This window comes from Halomonas smyrnensis AAD6 (assembly GCF_000265245.1).
GTDB lineage: Bacteria > Pseudomonadota > Gammaproteobacteria > Pseudomonadales > Halomonadaceae > Halomonas > Halomonas smyrnensis.
This window is the reverse complement of the sequence record NZ_AJKS02000003.1, coordinates 123,764-140,208: the sequence shown is the minus strand read 5'-3', so window position 1 is coordinate 140,208 and position 16,445 is coordinate 123,764. Positions and strand designations below refer to the sequence as shown.

At 69.1% G+C, this 16,445-nt stretch carries 17 protein-coding genes; 15 read left to right on the top strand and 2 right to left on the bottom strand.

All coding sequences use genetic code 11. From position 1 onward, the window contains the following. Positions 1-52: 52 nt before the first annotated feature. The 4 genes from UYS_RS0204795 to murB are packed head-to-tail and all read left to right on the top strand — an operon-like array spanning position 53 to position 2,543. Complete coding sequence (locus tag UYS_RS0204795) at positions 53-256, top strand: Trm112 family protein (RefSeq protein WP_016854367.1); 204 nt, start codon at positions 53-55, stop codon at positions 254-256. A gap of 9 nt (positions 257-265) precedes the next feature. After that, positions 266-1,057, top strand: a complete 792-nt coding sequence (gene kdsB / locus UYS_RS0204790; RefSeq protein ID WP_016854366.1) for a 3-deoxy-manno-octulosonate cytidylyltransferase — start codon at positions 266-268, stop codon at positions 1,055-1,057. Beyond that, positions 1,054-1,530 carry a low molecular weight protein-tyrosine-phosphatase gene (locus UYS_RS0204785; protein ID WP_016854365.1) on the top strand — a complete coding sequence of 159 codons (477 nt, stop codon included), beginning with the start codon at positions 1,054-1,056 and terminating at the stop codon, positions 1,528-1,530. Before kdsB ends, UYS_RS0204785 begins: the two co-directional genes overlap by 4 nt. After that, positions 1,527-2,543: a UDP-N-acetylmuramate dehydrogenase gene (gene murB, locus UYS_RS0204780; protein WP_016854364.1), complete on the top strand. Its 1,017-nt coding sequence runs from the start codon at positions 1,527-1,529 to the stop codon at positions 2,541-2,543. Before UYS_RS0204785 ends, murB begins: the two co-directional genes overlap by 4 nt. Positions 2,544-2,673: 130 nt before the next feature. Here the strand turns inward: murB and rne are convergent, their stop codons facing one another. Next, the gene (rne, locus tag UYS_RS16925; RefSeq protein ID WP_083868085.1) at positions 2,674-6,048 is read right to left on the bottom strand and encodes a ribonuclease E; all 3,375 of its coding nucleotides are present in this window, start codon (positions 6,046-6,048) and stop codon (positions 2,674-2,676) included. Positions 6,049-6,612: 564 nt separating this feature from the next. On the opposite strand from rne, the gene UYS_RS0204770 reads away from it, so the two are divergent. The 3 genes from UYS_RS0204770 to sppA are packed head-to-tail and all read left to right on the top strand — an operon-like array spanning position 6,613 to position 9,348. Continuing rightward, on the top strand, positions 6,613-7,560 hold the full coding sequence (locus UYS_RS0204770; protein ID WP_016854363.1) for an RluA family pseudouridine synthase: 948 nt from the start codon (positions 6,613-6,615) through the stop codon (positions 7,558-7,560). Between the two features lie 12 nt (positions 7,561-7,572). After that, complete coding sequence (locus UYS_RS0204765) at positions 7,573-8,223, top strand: HAD-IA family hydrolase (protein WP_016854362.1); 651 nt, start codon at positions 7,573-7,575, stop codon at positions 8,221-8,223. 36 nt (positions 8,224-8,259) lie between these two features. After that, positions 8,260-9,348: a signal peptide peptidase SppA gene (gene sppA, locus UYS_RS0204760; RefSeq protein ID WP_016854361.1), complete on the top strand. Its 1,089-nt coding sequence runs from the start codon at positions 8,260-8,262 to the stop codon at positions 9,346-9,348. A 104-nt stretch (positions 9,349-9,452) separates the two neighbouring features. On the opposite strand, the gene UYS_RS0204755 is transcribed toward sppA, so the two are convergent. Beyond that, on the bottom strand, positions 9,453-10,040 hold the full coding sequence (locus UYS_RS0204755; protein ID WP_016854360.1) for a Maf family protein: 588 nt from the start codon (positions 10,038-10,040) through the stop codon (positions 9,453-9,455). Positions 10,041-10,155: 115 nt separating this feature from the next. Here UYS_RS0204755 and UYS_RS0204750 point away from each other — a divergent pair, with 115 nt between their 5' ends. The 8 genes from UYS_RS0204750 to pabC all read left to right on the top strand — a co-directional run bounded on the left by UYS_RS0204750 (position 10,156) and on the right by pabC (position 16,437). Next, complete coding sequence (locus UYS_RS0204750; RefSeq protein WP_026068350.1) at positions 10,156-10,686, top strand: YceD family protein; 531 nt, start codon at positions 10,156-10,158, stop codon at positions 10,684-10,686. 33 nt (positions 10,687-10,719) lie between these two features. After that, entirely contained in the window at positions 10,720-10,893 is a 174-nt protein-coding gene (gene rpmF, locus UYS_RS0204745; protein ID WP_016854357.1) for a 50S ribosomal protein L32, read from the top strand. A gap of 45 nt (positions 10,894-10,938) precedes the next feature. Continuing rightward, positions 10,939-12,063 carry a phosphate acyltransferase PlsX gene (gene plsX, locus UYS_RS0204740; protein WP_016854356.1) on the top strand — a complete coding sequence of 375 codons (1,125 nt, stop codon included), beginning with the start codon at positions 10,939-10,941 and terminating at the stop codon, positions 12,061-12,063. 5 nt (positions 12,064-12,068) lie between these two features. Further along, positions 12,069-13,040 carry an ACP S-malonyltransferase gene (gene fabD / locus UYS_RS0204735; RefSeq protein WP_026068349.1) on the top strand — a complete coding sequence of 324 codons (972 nt, stop codon included), beginning with the start codon at positions 12,069-12,071 and terminating at the stop codon, positions 13,038-13,040. A gap of 30 nt (positions 13,041-13,070) precedes the next feature. Next, positions 13,071-13,814: a 3-oxoacyl-ACP reductase FabG gene (fabG, locus tag UYS_RS0204730; protein ID WP_016854354.1), complete on the top strand. Its 744-nt coding sequence runs from the start codon at positions 13,071-13,073 to the stop codon at positions 13,812-13,814. 125 nt (positions 13,815-13,939) lie between these two features. Beyond that, entirely contained in the window at positions 13,940-14,173 is a 234-nt protein-coding gene (gene acpP / locus UYS_RS0204725) for an acyl carrier protein (RefSeq protein ID WP_016854353.1), read from the top strand. 192 nt (positions 14,174-14,365) lie between these two features. Then, entirely contained in the window at positions 14,366-15,604 is a 1,239-nt protein-coding gene (gene fabF / locus UYS_RS0204720; RefSeq protein WP_026068348.1) for a beta-ketoacyl-ACP synthase II, read from the top strand. A gap of 2 nt (positions 15,605-15,606) precedes the next feature. Beyond that, complete coding sequence (gene pabC / locus UYS_RS0204715; protein ID WP_016854351.1) at positions 15,607-16,437, top strand: aminodeoxychorismate lyase; 831 nt, start codon at positions 15,607-15,609, stop codon at positions 16,435-16,437. The last annotated feature ends 8 nt before the right edge of the window (positions 16,438-16,445 follow it).

Sequence of the window (16,445 nt, the reverse complement as noted above, 5' to 3'; positions counted from 1 at the left end):
CGTGCGGTCGCCGTTCGTGCGGCCGTCGATACCGACCCTGGAGGCGTGAGAGATGGACAAGCAACTGCTGGCGATGCTGGTCTGCCCGCTGTGCAAGGGCAAGCTGGCCTTCGATCGTGAGGCCGGCGAGCTGGTGTGCCGCTATGATGGCCTGGCCTATCCCGTGCGCGACGGCATTCCGGTGATGCTGCCCGACGAGGCGCGCGCCATCGACGTGGACGAGAAGCTGCCGCCTTCGACCGGCGCCGAGGGCTGAGGAGGCAAGATGCAGGACTTCATTGCCGTGATTCCGGCGCGTTTCGCGTCGACCCGTCTGCCGGGCAAGCCGCTGCTCGACATCGCCGGCGAGCCGATGGTGGCCCACGTCTGGCGCCGGGCCTCGGCCAGCGCCGCCGGCCGGGTGGTGGTCGCCACCGACGATGCTCGCATTCGTGACGTCATGACGCCGCTGGGCGCCGAGGTGGTGATGACCCGCGACGATCATCCCTCCGGCACCGATCGGCTGGCCGAGGTGGCCGATACGCTGGGCCTCGCCGATGACGCCGTGCTGGTCAACGTCCAGGGCGACGAGCCGCTGCTGCCGGCGACCCTGATCGACCAGGTGGCGGCGCGCCTGATGGACGATCCCGGCGCCTCCATCGCGACGCTGGCCGAGCCGATCGGCGACGTCGAGACGCTGTTCAATCCCAACGTGGTCAAGGTGGTGCGCGCGCTCTCGGGGCGGGCCCTCTACTTTTCCCGTGCGCCGATTCCCTGGGACCGCGAGGCCTTCGCCGCGCGCCCCGAGCTGCTCGAGACCGACGCCTGGCTGCGCCACATCGGCCTCTACGCCTACCGGGCGAGCTTCCTCGACGAGTACCGCCACTGGGCGCCGTCGCCGCTGGAGCAGCTCGAACAGCTCGAGCAGCTTCGCGCGCTGCACCATGGCCATGCCATCCAGGTCGCCCTGTCCCGCGAGCCACATCCGGCGGGCGTGGACACCGCCGAGGATCTCGCCCGTGTGCGCCGGATCCTGGGACAGGAGGCAGGCCGCGACGACAAGGGAGAGTGCCGATGAGGGTGCTGTTCGTCTGCCTGGGCAATATCTGCCGTTCGCCCACCGCCGAGGGCATGTTCCGCCGCCATCTCGACGAGGCCGGTCTCGCCGGTCGGGTCGAGGTCGACTCCTGTGGCATCGGACCCTGGCACGTGGGCAAGTCGCCCGACGCGCGTGCCCAGGCGGCGGCCGCCTCGCGCGGGCTCGATCTCTCCGGCCTGCGGGCCCGCCAGCTCGATGACGGCGACTTCGCGCGTTTCGATTATCTGCTGGCCATGGACCACGACAACCTGGTGGCGCTGGAGGCGCGTCGGCCGGCCGACAGTGCCGCTCACGTCGGTCTCTTCCTGGCCTTCGCCGGGCTGCCCGATCGCGCCGTGCCCGACCCCTACTACGGGGGCGACGACGGCTTCGAGCAGGTGCTGGACCTGGTCGAGGCGGCCTCCCGCGGCCTCGTCGAGGACGTGCGGCGGCGCCTGGAGGAGGGCGCTTGAGCCTGGCCATCCTCGCCGACCACGACCTGACCGCGGCCAATACCCTGGGACTGGCCTGCCGTGCCGAGCGCTTCGCCGCCCCGGCAAGTGTCGCCGAGCTCGGCGAGGCGCTGTCGCTGGCCCGGGACGCCGGCTGGCCGACCCTGGTGCTGGGTGGGGGCAGTAACCTGATTCTGCCCGCCCTTCAGCCGGGGCTGGTCATCCGGACCGCCATGAACGACTGGTGGTTGGAGGAGGCCGGCGACGGCAGCGTGCGGGTGCACGCCGAGGCCGGAGTGGTCTGGCACGAGCTGGTCATGGCCCTGGCCGCCCGCGGCCTCTGGGGGCTCGAGAACCTGGCGCTGATTCCCGGGCATTGCGGGGCGGCACCGATCCAGAACATCGGCGCCTACGGCGTCGAGCTCGCCGAGCGCCTCGAGGCCGTGCATCTGGTGCACCTGGACGACGGCCGCGAAGCGGTGCTGGGGGCCGACGAGTGCGCCTTCGGCTATCGCGACAGCGTCTTCAAGCGCGCCCTGGCGGGGCGGGTGGCGATCACCCGGCTGGTGCTGCGCGTGTCGCGCTCGGCCGAGCCGCGCCTGGGCTATGGTGACCTGGCCGGCCGCGTCGGCGAGGTGCCCACGCCGCTGGAGGTCGCCGAGGCCGTCTGTTCGGTGCGGCGCGAGAAGTTGCCGGATCCGTCGGTGCTCGGCAACGCCGGCAGTTTCTTCAAGAACCCGGTGGTGTCGTCGGAGTGTGCGGCGTCGCTGCGCGAGGCGCATCCCGACATGCCGAGCTTCCCGCTGGAGGATGGCCGGACCAAGCTGGCCGCCGGCTGGCTGATCGATCGCTGCGGCCTCAAGGGCTGGCGCGAGGGCCCCTTCGGTGTCCATGACCGCCAGGCCCTGGTGCTGGTGCACCACGGTGGCGGCGATGCGGCCGGGCTGCTGGCCTTCGCCGCGCGGGTCGCCGCGACGGTGGAGCGGCGCTTCGGCGTGATGCTGGAGCGCGAGCCGCGCCTGGCGACAGAATAGAGACATCGGCGCTTCCGGCGCCTTCGGTAGACGCCAACGAAAACGCCCGTGGCCAATGGCCACGGGCGTTGTCGTTCAGGGGGGGGCTCGGGATCAGCCTTGCTGGCCTTCCTGGCGCTTGGCCTCCTGTTCACGACGGCGGATTTCCCGCGGGTCGTTGTGGGCGCGGCGGCGACGACGCGGCGTCTCGGCCTTGGGCTCTTCGGTCCTGGCTTCGGGCTTCGGCTGTTCTGCCTTGGCGTCGGCCTTGGGCTCCTCGGCTTTTACGTCGGCCTTCGGTTGTTCCGCCTTGGTCTCGGCCTTCGGCTGTTCGGCCTTGGCGTCGGCCTTGGCGTCGGCCTTGGGCTCCTCGGCTTTTACGTCGGCCTTCGGTTGTTCCGCCTTGGTCTCGGCCTTCGGCTGTTCGGCCTTCGGCTGTTCGGCCTTGGCGTCGGCCTTCGGCTGCTCGGCCTTGGGTTCTTCGGCCTTGGTCTCGGCCTTCGGCTGCTCCGCCTTGGTTTCTGCCTTGGGCTGCTCGGCCTTGGTCTCGGCCTTCGGCTGCTCGGCCTTGGCKTCKGMCTTSGGCTSYTCYGCCTTGGCGTCGGMCTTCGGCTSTTCTGCCTTGGCGTCGGMCTTCSNGCYCTTCTGCCTTGGCTTCGGCCTTCGGCTCTTCTGCCTTGGCGTCGGCCTTCGGCTGTTCCGCCTTGGCTTCCGCCTTGGCTTCTGCCTTGGGCTGCTCGGCCTTGGCATCGGCCTTGGCATCGGCCTTCGGCGCTTCGGCCTTCGGCGCTTCGGCCTTCGGCGCTTCGGCCTTGGCGTCGGCCTTGGGCGCTTGGGCCTTGGGCGCTTCGGCCTTGGCGTCGGCCTTCGGCTCTTCGGCTTTGGCTTCTGCCTTCGGCTGCTCCGCCTTGGCATCGGCCTTGGGCGCTTCCGCCTTGGCGTCGGCCTTGGTCTCGGCCTTCGGCTGCTCGGCCTTGGGTTCTTCTGCTTTCGGCTGCTCCGCCTTGGTCTCGGCCTTCGGCTGCTCCGCCTTGGCCTCTTCCGGCTGTGCTTCTGCCTTGGCGGCTTCGGCCTGCAGGCGCTGCTGTTCGGCCACGGACTCCGGGTTCAGGGCCTGCTGGCGACGGCGCTGGCGCGGGTTGTTGCGAGTGCGCTTCGGCTTGCCATTCGTCTCGGCCTTGGCCGGTGCCTGCTCGCCGGTGGCAGCCGCCTCGGCGTCGCCCTTGGGCTTCTGGGACTTGGCGTCCTGGGGCTTTTCGCTCTGGCGCTTGGTGTCCTGGGGCTTGCGACCGCCCTGGTCCTTGTCCTTGCGCTCCTGGCCCTTGCTTTCCTGCTTGCCTTCCTGGGGCTTGCGACCCTCGGCCTGCTGGCGGCCGTCGTCCTGGCGCTGGTTGCGACCGCGGCCGCCGCGGTTCTGGCTGCCGCCCTTGTCGGCCTTCTCGCCTTTCTCGGAGCGGTCGCCGCGGGCCTTGTCCTCGCCCTGGCGCTGCGGCTTGGTGCTGCGTGACTCGTCGCGATTGTCACCGCGCTCCTGACGCTGGTCCTGGCGCTGGCCGCCACGACGATTGTTGCGCTGGCGGCCGTTGCCGCTACCGGAGCGGTTGTCGGCGCTCTTGCCGCTGTCGCCGCGCTGCTGGCCGCGGTCGCCTGAGCGGGCGGTGCCGGCCTGGCGCTGGCCGCTGACCTCGGACTGACGCTGCTGCTGGCTGGACGGGGTGGTCTCTTCGCCGCTCAGCAGGCGAGAGAAGCCCTTGACCAGGCGGCTCAGCACGCCCTCGCGAGCGGCGGGGGCCGCAGCGGGCTTGGCCGCCGGGGCCGGCTTGGCGGCGGGTTTCTGGGCGGGCCTTTGCGGTGCCGGCTTCTCGGCAGGCTTGGCCTTGGCCTGGGGCGCGGGCTCTTCCTGCAGGGAGGCGGGGGCGGGCTCGTGGTGCACCACGGTCTTCACCGCGGCCTCGTCGCGCTTGACCGGCTTGCCGAAGGCGGCCTCGGGCTCCTTGCCGACCTCGGTCTCCGTGGGCAGCTCGTGACTCGGCAGGTGGGAGGTGCCTTCCTCGTCGACGTGATCGTCGCGCAGGCGCTGCACGTCGTAGTGGGGCGTGTCCATCTCGGGGTTGGGCAGCAGCACCACGCGCACGCCCTGGCGGCGCTCGATGTCGGCCAGCATCGCCCGCTTCTCGTTGAGCAGGTAGGTGGCGACCGGGACCGGCAGGATGGCGCGGATCTGGGCGCTGCGCTCCTTCATCGCCTCTTCCTCGATCAGGCGCATGATGGAGAGCGAGATGGAGCGCACGTCGCGGATGGTGCCCTGGCCGTCACAGCGCGGGCAGACCACGCCGCTGGTCTCGCCGAGCGATGGGCGCAGGCGCTGGCGGGACATTTCCATCAAGCCGAAGCGCGAGATGCGGCCGATCTGCACCCTGGCGCGGTCGATCTTGAGGGCGTCGCGCACCCGGTTCTCGACCTCGCGCTGATTGCGCGCCGGCGACATGTCGATGAAGTCGATGACCACCAGGCCGCCGATGTCGCGCAATCGCAGCTGGCGGGCGATCTCGTCGGCGGCCTCGAGGTTGGTCTGCAGCGCCGTCTCCTCGATGTCGCTGCCGCGGGTGGCGCGCGCCGAATTGATGTCGATGGAGACCAGCGCCTCGGTGTGGTCGATGACGATCGAGCCGCCGGAGGGCAGCTTGACCTCGCGCTCGTAGGCGGTCTCGATCTGGGATTCGATCTGGAAGCGGGAGAACAGCGGCACCTCATCGGCGTAGCGCTTGATCTTCTGCTGGTAGGAGGGCATCACCTGGCGGATGAAGCCCAGCGCTTCCTGGTGCACCTGCTCGCTGTCGATCAGCACCTCGCCGATGTCCTGGCGCAGGTAGTCGCGCATGGCGCGGATGATGACGTTAGACTCACGGTAGATCAGGAAGGGCGCGGCGCGCTTGCCGGCTTCCTCGGTGATCGACTCCCAGACCTGCGTCAGGTAGTCGAGGTCCCACTGCAGTTCCTCGGGATTGCGGCCGATGCCGGCGGTGCGCACGATCAGGCCCATCTTGTCGGGCACGGTCAGGTGGCTCATGGCCTCCTTGAGCTGAGCGCGTTCCTCGCCCTCGATGCGGCGCGAGATGCCGCCGGCGCGGGGGTTGTTGGGCATCAGTACCAGGAAGCGGCCGGCCAGGCTGATGAAGGTGGTCAGGGCCGCGCCCTTGTTGCCACGTTCTTCCTTGTCGACCTGGACGATGACTTCCTGGCCTTCCTTGAGCACTTCCTTGATGCTGGGGCGGCCGGAGGGGTCCTTGAGGAAGTATTCGCGGGAGACTTCCTTGAGCGGCAGGAAGCCGTGGCGTTCGGCACCGAAGTCGACGAAGGCGGCTTCGAGGGAGGGTTCCACGCGGGTGATCTTGCCGCGATAGATGTTGGCTTTCTTCTGTTCCCTGGCACCGGATTCGATGTCCAGGTCGTACAGGCGTTGTCCATCGACCAGGGCGACGCGCAGCTCTTCGGGCTGGGTCGCGTTGATGAGCATCCGTTTCATGTCGTCTCGCAAAATGGACGCGCCGGTGGGCGCCCATGGGCAATGACGAAGGCGAACCGCTGGGTGCTGCGTGCTTGTGCTCAGCGCATGTCGCGGAAGCGGAACTGCGCCCGGCCGTGTCGGGGCCTGATAGCGGTGGCGGGCCGGCACGGCAAGATCATGTTGAGTACGGGGCGGAGGCAGGACATGTTCTCGGCGGGTCTCGTTGCCCATCCGGTCCTGCGGTCACCGCCAACACCTGGCATTCATCGATTCGCCAACGCCGGCCTCCGGCACGGTGTTATACGTATCCCGTGGTCGCCGCTTGCTCGTCGGGAGCGGGGCGGGACGGGCGTGGCGTTGTATCGCTTTCTGTCGGCGGCGGGACCTCATGCGGGAGCGTCGTCGCGGCCTGATTTCGTCGTTCCGGCCTGCGTGTCTGTCGTGCAGGCGCCAAGCGGACGGTTCTGTCCATTGGAACGCCTCGGCAATATAACAGTAAAGGGGGTGCCCAGCAATTGGCGGCAGGACGGTGCACAGTGCGGTAGAATGCGCCTTTTACGACGGTGGCAAGTGGAGAGCGGGATGACCGATGGTCGCGAGGTTCAGTGGGTGGAAGTGACCGAGGGCCAGGTGGGTCAGCGGGTCGACAATTTCCTGATTACACGCATCAAGGGCGCGCCCCGGGCGCTCATCTACCGCATCGTGCGCAAGGGCGAGGTGCGGGTGAACAAGAAACGCGTCAAGGCCGATACCCGCCTGGCCCTGGGCGACGTGGTCCGCATCCCGCCGCTCAAGCTCGCGCCGCGCGAGGCGGTGCGCGAGGTCAGCGACAACCTGCGCAATCTGCTGGCCGGCAGCGTGCTGCTGGAGGGGCGCGACTGGATGGTGCTCAACAAGCCCTCCGGGTTGCCCGTGCACGGCGGCAGCGGCGTCAAGATCGGCCTGATCGAGGCGCTGCGTCAGGTGCGCGAGGACCTGGATTTCCTCGAGCTGGTGCATCGGCTCGATCGCGATACCTCCGGCTGCCTGCTGCTGGCCAAGTCGCGCCCGGCGCTGCTCGCCCTCAACGAGTCGCTCAAGCGCCACGAGATGAGCAAGCAGTATCTGGCCCTGGTGGCCGGTCGCTGGCCGGCGCGGCGCGATTTCGTCAGCGCCCGCCTGGATCGCTTCGACGCCGGCAACGGCGAGCGGCGGGTGCGGGTCGACAGCGGCGGCAAGGCGGCGCGCACCCGCTTCGCCGTGCGCGAGGCCTTCGCCCGGGCCACCCTGGTCGAGGCCGAGCCGATCACCGGTCGCACCCACCAGATTCGCGTGCACGCCGCCCATGCCGGCCATCCGCTGCTCGGCGACGACAAGTACGGCACCCGCGAGGGCGGGCGCATCGCCGCCCAGCTGGGGCTGTCGCGGCTGTTCCTGCATGCGGCATCCCTGACCTTTCCCGAGCCGACCAGCGGCAAGCCGGTGAAGATCCGCGCGCCGCTCGGCGAGACCCTCGACGGCGTGCTGGAAAGCGCCCGCAACGCCCGCTGATCCGGAGTCCACATGCGTTACCGACTGATGATCTTCGACTGGGACGGCACCCTGATGGATTCGCTCGAGCGCATCGTTGCCTGCATGCAGGCGGCCTCGCGCGACGTCGGCTGGGGCGAGCTGTCCGAGGAGGCGGTTCGCGACATCATCGGCCTGGGGCTGCCCGAGGCCATCGCCAGGCTGTGCCCGGGCATCGGCCCCGATCAGGCCGAGGCCCTGCGTCAGCGCTATGCCTACCATTTCGTGGAAGGCGACGTGACGCCGATGCCCTTCTATCCCGGGGTGGCCGAGGGTCTGTCGCGGCTGCGCGCCGACGACACCAGTCGTCTGGCGGTAGCCACCGGCAAGAGTCGCCGCGGGCTCGATCGCATCTTCCGCGAGAGCGACTGCGGCCACTGGTTCCATGCCAGTCGCACCGCCGACGAGACGCTCTCCAAGCCGCACCCGCGGATGCTCGAGGAGCTGCTCGACGAGCTCGGCGTGCCGGTCGAGGAGGCGGTGATGATCGGCGACACCGAGTATGATCTGGAGATGGCGCGGGCGCTGGGCATGGATCGCGTCGCCGTGACCTACGGCGTTCACGCGCCGGAGCGCCTGGCGTTGAGCCGCCCGGCCTTCACCGCCCACGGCTTTCCCGAGCTGGTCGACTGGCTGCACGCCTGATCACGGATTTTCCTCGAACGACAAGGAGGCGACGTTATGGACGACGATCGACGCGACGACTGGACCCGGGGTCCCGAACTCAGCGCCGACCAGGCCCGGGAGGCCCGCCGGCGCCGCGAGGGCGTGGGGCCGGCGCCGCAGGAGAGGGATGACGATGCCGAGACGCTGCGCGAGCGTCAGCGCCTCGCCCAGCAGGACATGCTCGATCGCTGGATCGACGGCGTGCTGGCCGAGCAGCGTCGCTCGCGGCGCTGGAAGCTGTTCTTCCGCTTCCTGTTCGCCTTCCTGATCCTGGCCTCGCTGAGCACCACCCTCTATGGGCTCTTCGTGGTGCCGGGGGCGACCGATCCGGCCGGGCCGCACCTGGGGATCGTCGAGGTGGAGGGCGTGATCGACGGCGATTCCCGGGCCAGCGCCGAGCGTGTCATCGAGGGCGTGCAGCGGGCCTGGAAGGCGCCGGATGCCGAGGCGGTGGTGCTTCACATCGACAGCCCCGGCGGCAGTCCGGTGCAGTCGCAGCGCATCTATGACGAGCTGATGCGCCTGCGCGAGCAGGGCGACAAGCCGATCATCGCCGTGGTCGAGGATATCGGCGCCAGCGGCGCCTACTATATTGCCTCGGCGGCCGACGAGATCGTCGCCGCGCCGGCCAGCCTGGTGGGGTCGATCGGAGTGATCAATGCCGGTTTCGGCTTCGAGGAGGCGATCGAGCGCCTCGGCGTCGAGCGTCGGGTGTTCACCGCCGGCGAGAACAAGGCCTTCCTCGATCCGTTCTCGGACATCTCCCCGCAGCAGCGCGACTTCTGGCAGCAGGTGCTGGCCACCACCCATCGCCAGTTCATCGATGACGTGAAGGCCGGGCGCGGTGATCGGCTGGCCGATGATGAGCGGCTGTTCAGCGGTCTGATCTGGACCGGCGAGCAGGCGCTCGAACTGGGGCTCGTGGATGAGCTGGGCAGCCTCGATACCCTGGCGCGGCAGCGGCTGGAGACGCCGCGTACCCAGGACTACACGCCGCAGCTGGATCCGTTCGAGCGTCTGGCGCGGCGCTTCGGCCGGGTTGCCGCCGAGTGGGTGGGCGTGCCGCAGGCGGCTTCGCCGCTGCGCTATCAGCTCGCGCCCTAAGTCCCGTGTTCGGGCTCGCGCTCCGGTAGCGCGTCTGCCTTGGCGCATCGCCGTCATCAGCCGCCCCGTGGCCTCGGCCCGGGGCGGTTGGCGTTGAGGTGCGCCTAGCCACTGCCCAGCGGGTCCATGCCCGCCTCGCGCAGCAGCTGGCAGAGGCGAATCAGCGGCAGTCCGATCAGGGCGTTGGGGTCGTCTCCCTCGAGGCGCTCGAACAGGGTGATGCCGAGACCTTCCATGCGGAAGCTGCCGGCGCTGTCCAGCGGGCGCTCTCGCTCGACATAGTGGGCGATCTCGCTGTCGCCGAGCTGGCGGAACACCACGTCGTAGCGTTCGTGGCAGACCCGGTGGCTGGCATGGCGGGTATCGATCAGCGCCAGTCCGGTCAGGAAGCTCACCCGATGGCCCGAGAAGCGGGCTAGCTGGGCGCGCGCGGCGGCCTCGTCGGCGGGCTTGCCCAGTGCCTCGCCTTCGAAGACCGCGACCTGATCGGAGCCGATGATCAGATGATCGGGCCAGTCGTCGGCCAGCCGCTCGGCCTTGGCCAGCGACAGGCGATGCACCAGCGCGCGGGGCGTTTCGCCGGGGCGGGGCGTCTCGTCGATGTCCGGGCTTTCCCAGGCGTAGGGAAGTTCCAGTCGGTCGAGCAGCTGGCGGCGAAAGCGCGAGCTCGAGGCGAGTACCAGACGTGGCATGGTGGGCTCCTCGTGTGACACGGTGGGGCGGTCTCTGCCGCAACGGGTGGGCATTGTAACCCCGAAGCGTGCGGGCTTTGACAGGGGGGAGGGGAGTGCCTATCATTGCGCGCCTATGTTGACCTCAAGACTCCCTGGCAGGGTCGAGCCTTACAAGCTCGCCGCGCATGCCGAACATCTCGAAGGCCTGGTGGCGCTGGGCGATATGCCCCGTCTCGCCGATGAAGCCGGTGTGCAAAACGGTGATGCCGAGGTATGGCTGGACTTCGCCATCGACGCCCAGGGGCGTCGAGAAATCCGCGGTCGTCTGACGGCCGAGCTGCAGCTGCTGTGTCGGCGCTGCCTCTCGCCCATGCCGCAGCCGGTCGAGAGCGAGTTCCTGCTGGGAATGGTCTCCAGCGACGCCCTGGCGGCCTCTCTGCCGAGCACCCATGAACCGGTGCTGGTGGAAGACGAACAGCTGAACCTGCTGGCGATGATCGAGGACGAGCTGATCCTCAGTCTGCCCCAGGTGGTTTACCACGACGAGGCCGACTGTGCGGTCTCGCGCGACCAGCTGAGCAGTGGGGAGAGCGCCGAGTCCGTCTCGGACTCGCCCGCGGAGAATCCCTTTGAGGTGCTCAAGCAGCTCAAAGGCAAAACCTGATTACCTCATCGATTCACTCTGGAGTGATATCTCATGGCAGTTCAACAGAACCGCAAGACCCGTTCCAAGCGCGGCATGCGTCGCAGCCACGACGCCCTGGCTGACAACAAGGCGCTGTCCCAGGACAAGGAGACCGGTACCACGCACCTGCGTCACCACGTCTCTCCGGACGGCTTCTACAAGGGTCGCAAGGTCGTCGACGCCTGAAGCGACGCGTCCTACCGATCGCCATGACGCCTGACGCCCGCTGACATGCGGATTGCCGTCGATGCCATGGGCGGGGATCTCGGTCCCCGCGCTACCGTGGCAGGCGCCGCCAGCGCCGTCATGGCCGATCCCGAGCTCGATATCCGGCTGTTCGGCCCTGCCGCCCGGCTGGAAGAAGAGCTCTCCCGGCTGCCGCGGCCTCTCGCCGCGGCGTCGTCGCATCTGAGCATCGAGAATGCGCCCGGCGAGATTCGTCAGGATCAGCGCCCGGCCGAGGCGCTGCGCCGGGGCCGGGACTCCAGCATGGCGGCCATGCTGGCCTGTCTAGCCCGCGGCGAGGTGCAGGCCGGTGTCAGCGCCGGCAATACCGGCGCGCTGATGGCGCTGTCGCGGCGCGCGCTCGGTACCGTTGCCGGCGTGGCACGACCGGCGATCAGCACGGCGATTCCCGTCGACCGCGAGGGGCGCTGCTATCTGCTCGACCTCGGCGCCAACGTCGATGTCGAGGCCGAGCGGCTGCTCGACTTTGCGCTGATGGGAGACGTCATGGCGCGCCACGTGGACGGTCTTGCGCGTCCGCGGGTGGCGCTGCTCAACGTCGGCGTCGAGGGCACCAAGGGCACGGCGAGCGTGCAGCGGGCCGATGAGCTGCTGCGCGAGCGCGACGACCTCGACTACGTGGGCTTCGTCGAGGGCGACGGCATCTTCGCCGGCGAGGCCGACGTGGTCGTGTGCGACGGCTTCGTCGGCAATGCCGTGCTCAAGGCCAGCGAAGGGCTGGCGAAGATGCTGGTGCGTCGGGTCCAGGCGACCTTCGAGGCGCACTGGACCAGTCGCCTGGTGGGCGCGCTGGCGCGTCCCGCGCTGGCGCGCCTGCGCCGTGAGCTGGATCCGGTACGCTACAATGGCGCCAGCCTGCTGGGGCTGAACGGCATCGTCATCAAGAGTCATGGCGGCGCCGACGCCGCCGGTTTCCACTACGCCGTGGCTCGTGCGGCGCAGGAAGTACAGCATGGCCTGCCCGAGCGGCTGGCCGACGAGCTTCGTCTTCGACGGTCTGTCGTCGATTCGGCCACTTCCGGTGACCGAGCCGACAGCGGATCCAGGACTTCCGGCTCCGCCGCCACGGACAGTGGTGGAGCCGGGAACCGTCAACAAGTGCAAAGGTGATCGACATGACACAACCCCTTGCCCTCATCTTTCCCGGGCAGGGCTCCCAGCAGATCGGCATGCTGCGCGAGCTGGCGGAGCGTTACAGCGTGGTGCGCACGACCTTCGAGGAAGCCGCCGATGCGCTGGGCTATGATCTCTGGCAGGTGGTCCAGGAAGGGCCCGCCGAGTCGCTCAACGCCACCGCCTGCACGCAGCCGGCGCTGCTGACCGCCAGCGTCGCCATCTGGCGCGTCTGGCAGGAGCTCGAAGGGCCGCGCCCGGGCGCCATGGCCGGCCACAGCCTGGGCGAGTACAGCGCCATGGTGTGCGCCGGTGCGCTGTCGTTCGCCGATGGCGTGCGACTGGTCAAGCTGCGCGGCGAGGCCATGCAGGACGCCGTGCCCATGGGGCAGGGCGCCATGGCCGCGATCCTCGGCCTGGACGATGCCGCCGTCGAGCAGGCCTGTGAGCGGGCCGCCGAAGGCGAAGTGGTCTCCGCGGTGAACTACAATGCCCCCGGGCAAGTGGTCATCGCCGGTGCCAAGGGCGCCGTCGAGCGCGCCATCGCGGCCTGTCAGGAGGCCGGTGCCAAGCGTGCGATGCCGCTGCCGGTGTCGGTGCCCTCGCACTGTGATCTGATGCGTCCGGCCGCCGAGCGCCTGGCCGCGGCGATGGATGACATCACGCTGCGCGTACCGCGCTACACCGTGGTGCAGAACGTCGATGCCCAGGCCCACGCCGACGTCGATACCCTGCGCACGCGCCTGATCGAGCAGCTCTACCAGCCGGTGCGCTGGACCTCCTGCGTCGAGAACATGGTGGGCCGTGGTGCCGAAGTGTTCATCGAATGCGGGCCGGGCAAGGTGCTCACCGGTCTGAACAAGCGAATCGCCCGGGGCAGCCGCGGGCTGGCGGTCAACGATCCCGACAGCCTCTCGGCGGCCCTCGAACTGGCCCGCGAAGCGGCGGATCAGTCAACGTCGGCCAACGGCTGACCCCTCTCCTGGACGAGAACGGAAGAGACCATGTCAAGCGAGTCTAGAGTCGCCCTGATCACCGGGGCCAGCCGCGGCATCGGCCGCGCCATCGCCCACGAGCTCGGTCGTCAGGGCCGCATCGTGATCGGTACCGCCACCAGCGATGCCGGTGCCGAGCGCATCGACGCCGACCTCAAGGCCCATGGCATCGAGGGCGCCGGGCGCCGCCTCGACGTCACCGATCAGGCCAGCGTCGACGGCCTGGTTCGGGCCATCAATGAAGAGTTCGGGGCGCCGACCATCCTGGTCAACAACGCCGGCATCACCCGCGACAACCTGCTCATGCGCATGAAGGAAGATGAGTGGGATGCGGTGATCGACGCCAACCTCAAGTCCGTGTATCGCGTCAGCAAGGCCTGCCTGCGCGGCATGACCAAGGCGCGCTTCGGTCGCATCGTTTCGGTCAGCTCGGTGGTCGCCACCATGGGCAACCTCGGCCAGACCAACTACGCTGCGGCGAAGGCCGGCATGGAAGGCTTCACCCGGGCGCTGGCTCGTGAGGTGGCTTCCCGCGCCATCACCGTCAATGCCGTGGCGCCGGGTTTCATCGCCACCGACATGACCGAGGCCCTGCCCGAGGCGCAGAAGGATGCGCTGCTCGGCCAGATCCCCCTGACGCGCCTCGGTCAACCCGAGGAAATTGCCGCGGCGGTGGGCTTCCTGACCAGCGAGCCGGCCGGCTACATCACCGGCGAGACGCTGCACGTCAACGGCGGCATGAACATGCGCTGAAGCCGCGTCATGCGGCGGTTGCGTTGTCCTTGAGCGGTCTATAAACTACCCCGCAGCTTATTGGCTTGCGGATCTGAAACGGCTGGTTAGCAGTCGCTTAACGTGAACGACTGGAGTACTTCATAATGAGCACCATCGAAGAGCGCGTGAAGAAGGTTGTGGCCGAGCGCCTGAACGTCAAGGAAGAGGACATCCAGAACTCTTCTTCTTTCACCGAGGACCTCGGCGCGGATTCCCTGGATACCGTCGAGCTGGTGATGGCGCTTGAAGAGGAATTCGACACCGAGATTCCCGACGAGGAAGCCGAGAAGATCACCACCGTTCAGGAAGCCGTCGACTACGTCAACGCCCACCAGTAAGGGTGTTGTCGGACACCGCTTGCTGAGGTGTGCCTGGGGCCACGCGCCCTGGTGAGAGAGCCGTCCTGCCATGCAGGACGGCTCTCGTGCTATCTGGGGGGCGCGCGACCACAGCGGCCGCGGACTCGGGTATAATGCGCGCCAAGACGGTCCCGCGGGGCCGTGACACTATCTGGATCTGGAGGAGAGCGGATGGCTCGTAGAAGGGTTGTGGTGACGGGGCTAGGCCTGGTCACGCCAGTCGGCAATACCGTGGACGAGAGCTGGGGCAACATCCTGGCCGGGAAGAGCGGTATCGCCCCCATCGAGCACTTCGATGCCAGCGGCTTCAACACGCGGTTCGGCGGGTCGGTCAAGGACTTCGACATCAGCCCTTACCTGAACCCCAAGGACGCCCGCAAGATGGATCTGTTCATCCAGTACGGCGTGGCCGCGGGTGGACAGGCGATCAGCGACGCCGGCATCGAGTGCACCGAGGAAAACGCCCACCGCATCGGCGTGGCGATCGGTTCCGGCATCGGCGGTCTGCCGATGATCGAGCATAACCACAATGCCCTGCAGAAGGGCGGCGCACGCCGCATCTCGCCGTTCTTCGTGCCGGGCTCGATCATCAACATGATCTCCGGCAACCTGGCGATCCAGCACGGCTTCCGCGGTCCCAACATCGCCATCACCACCGCCTGCACCACCGGCACCCACAACATCGGCTACAGCGCCCGCACCATCGCCTACGGCGACGCCGATGTCATGGTCTGTGGCGGCGCCGAGATGGCCACCACGCCGCTGGGTCTGGGTGGCTTCTCCGCCGCCCGCGCGCTGTCGACCCGCAACGACGATCCGGCCGCGGCCAGCCGCCCCTGGGATCGCGATCGCGACGGCTTCGTGCTCTCCGACGGCGCCGGCGTGATGGTGCTCGAGGAGTACGAGCACGCCAAGGCCCGTGGCGCGACCATCTACGCCGAGCTGACCGGCTTCGGCATGAGCGACGACGCCCACCACATGACCGCGCCGCCGGAAGACGGCAGCGGGGCGGCCCTGTCGATGGCGAATGCCATCCGCGACGCCAAGATCGATCCGGCCGAGGTGGACTACATCAACGCCCACGGCACCTCCACCGCGGCCGGCGATCTGGCCGAGAGCCGCGCCGTCGAGCGCGTGCTGGGCGAGGCCTCGAAGGACGTGGCGGTCAGCTCCACCAAATCGATGATCGGCCACCTGCTGGGCGCCGCCGGCGCCGTCGAGGCGGTGTTCTCGGTGCTGGCGATCCGCGATCAGGTCGCGCCGCCCACCATCAACCTCGACAACCCCCAGGAAGGCTGCGAGCTGGACTACGTGCCCCATACCGCCCGGGAGATGAAGATCGACGTCAGCCTGTCGAACTCCTTCGGCTTCGGCGGCACCAACGGCACGCTGCTGTTTTCCAAGGTGTGAGCATGACGGGCGGCGTCGATGTCGCCCGGCTGCCGCCGGGGGAGGGCGTGCCCTTCGACGACCGTGGCCTGGCCTACGGCGACGGCCTGTTCGAGACCGTGCTGGTGCGCGACGGCGAGCCGCGGCTGTGGGCCGAGCACCTGGCCCGGCTGGCCCGCGGTGCCGAGACCCTCGGCATTCCGATGCCGGACCGGGCCATGCTCGACGCCTTGCCGGCCCGGGCCGGCGAGGGGCTCTCGGTGCTCAAGCTGATGCTGACCCGCGGCTCCGGCGGGCGCGGCTATCTCGCGCCCGCCGAGCCCGAGCCGCGGCTGCGCTGGCAGGCCGTGCCCTTCGCGCCGCTCGAGGCCCGCTGGCGCGACGGCGTGCGGGTTCGCCACTGCCGGCTGCGGCTGGGCATCCAGCCGGCGCTGGCCGGCCTCAAGCATCTCAATCGGCTGGAAAACGTCCTGGCCCGGGCCGAATGGTCCGATCCCGAGATCGCCGAGGGCCTGCTCGCCGATGCCGAGGGGCGACTGGTCGAGGCGACCTGCATGAACCTCTTCTGGTGGCAGGACGGCGACTGGTACACGCCCCGGCTCGATCGCTGCGGCGTGGCCGGCACCCTGCGGGCATCGCTGCTCGACGGCGGCGTGATCCGCGAGGCGGACACCTCGCCCGAGGCGCTGGCGACGGCCGAGGCGGTGTGCCTGGCCAACTCCGTGCAGGGCCTGTGGCCGGTGACCCGGCTCGATGACGCCGACGGCCGCCGCCTGGCGCGCTGGGACATCGGCGATCGCCATCGCGCCCTGCGGGCCGAGGCCCACGCGCGGCTCGGCTATCCCCACGACTGAACGAGGAC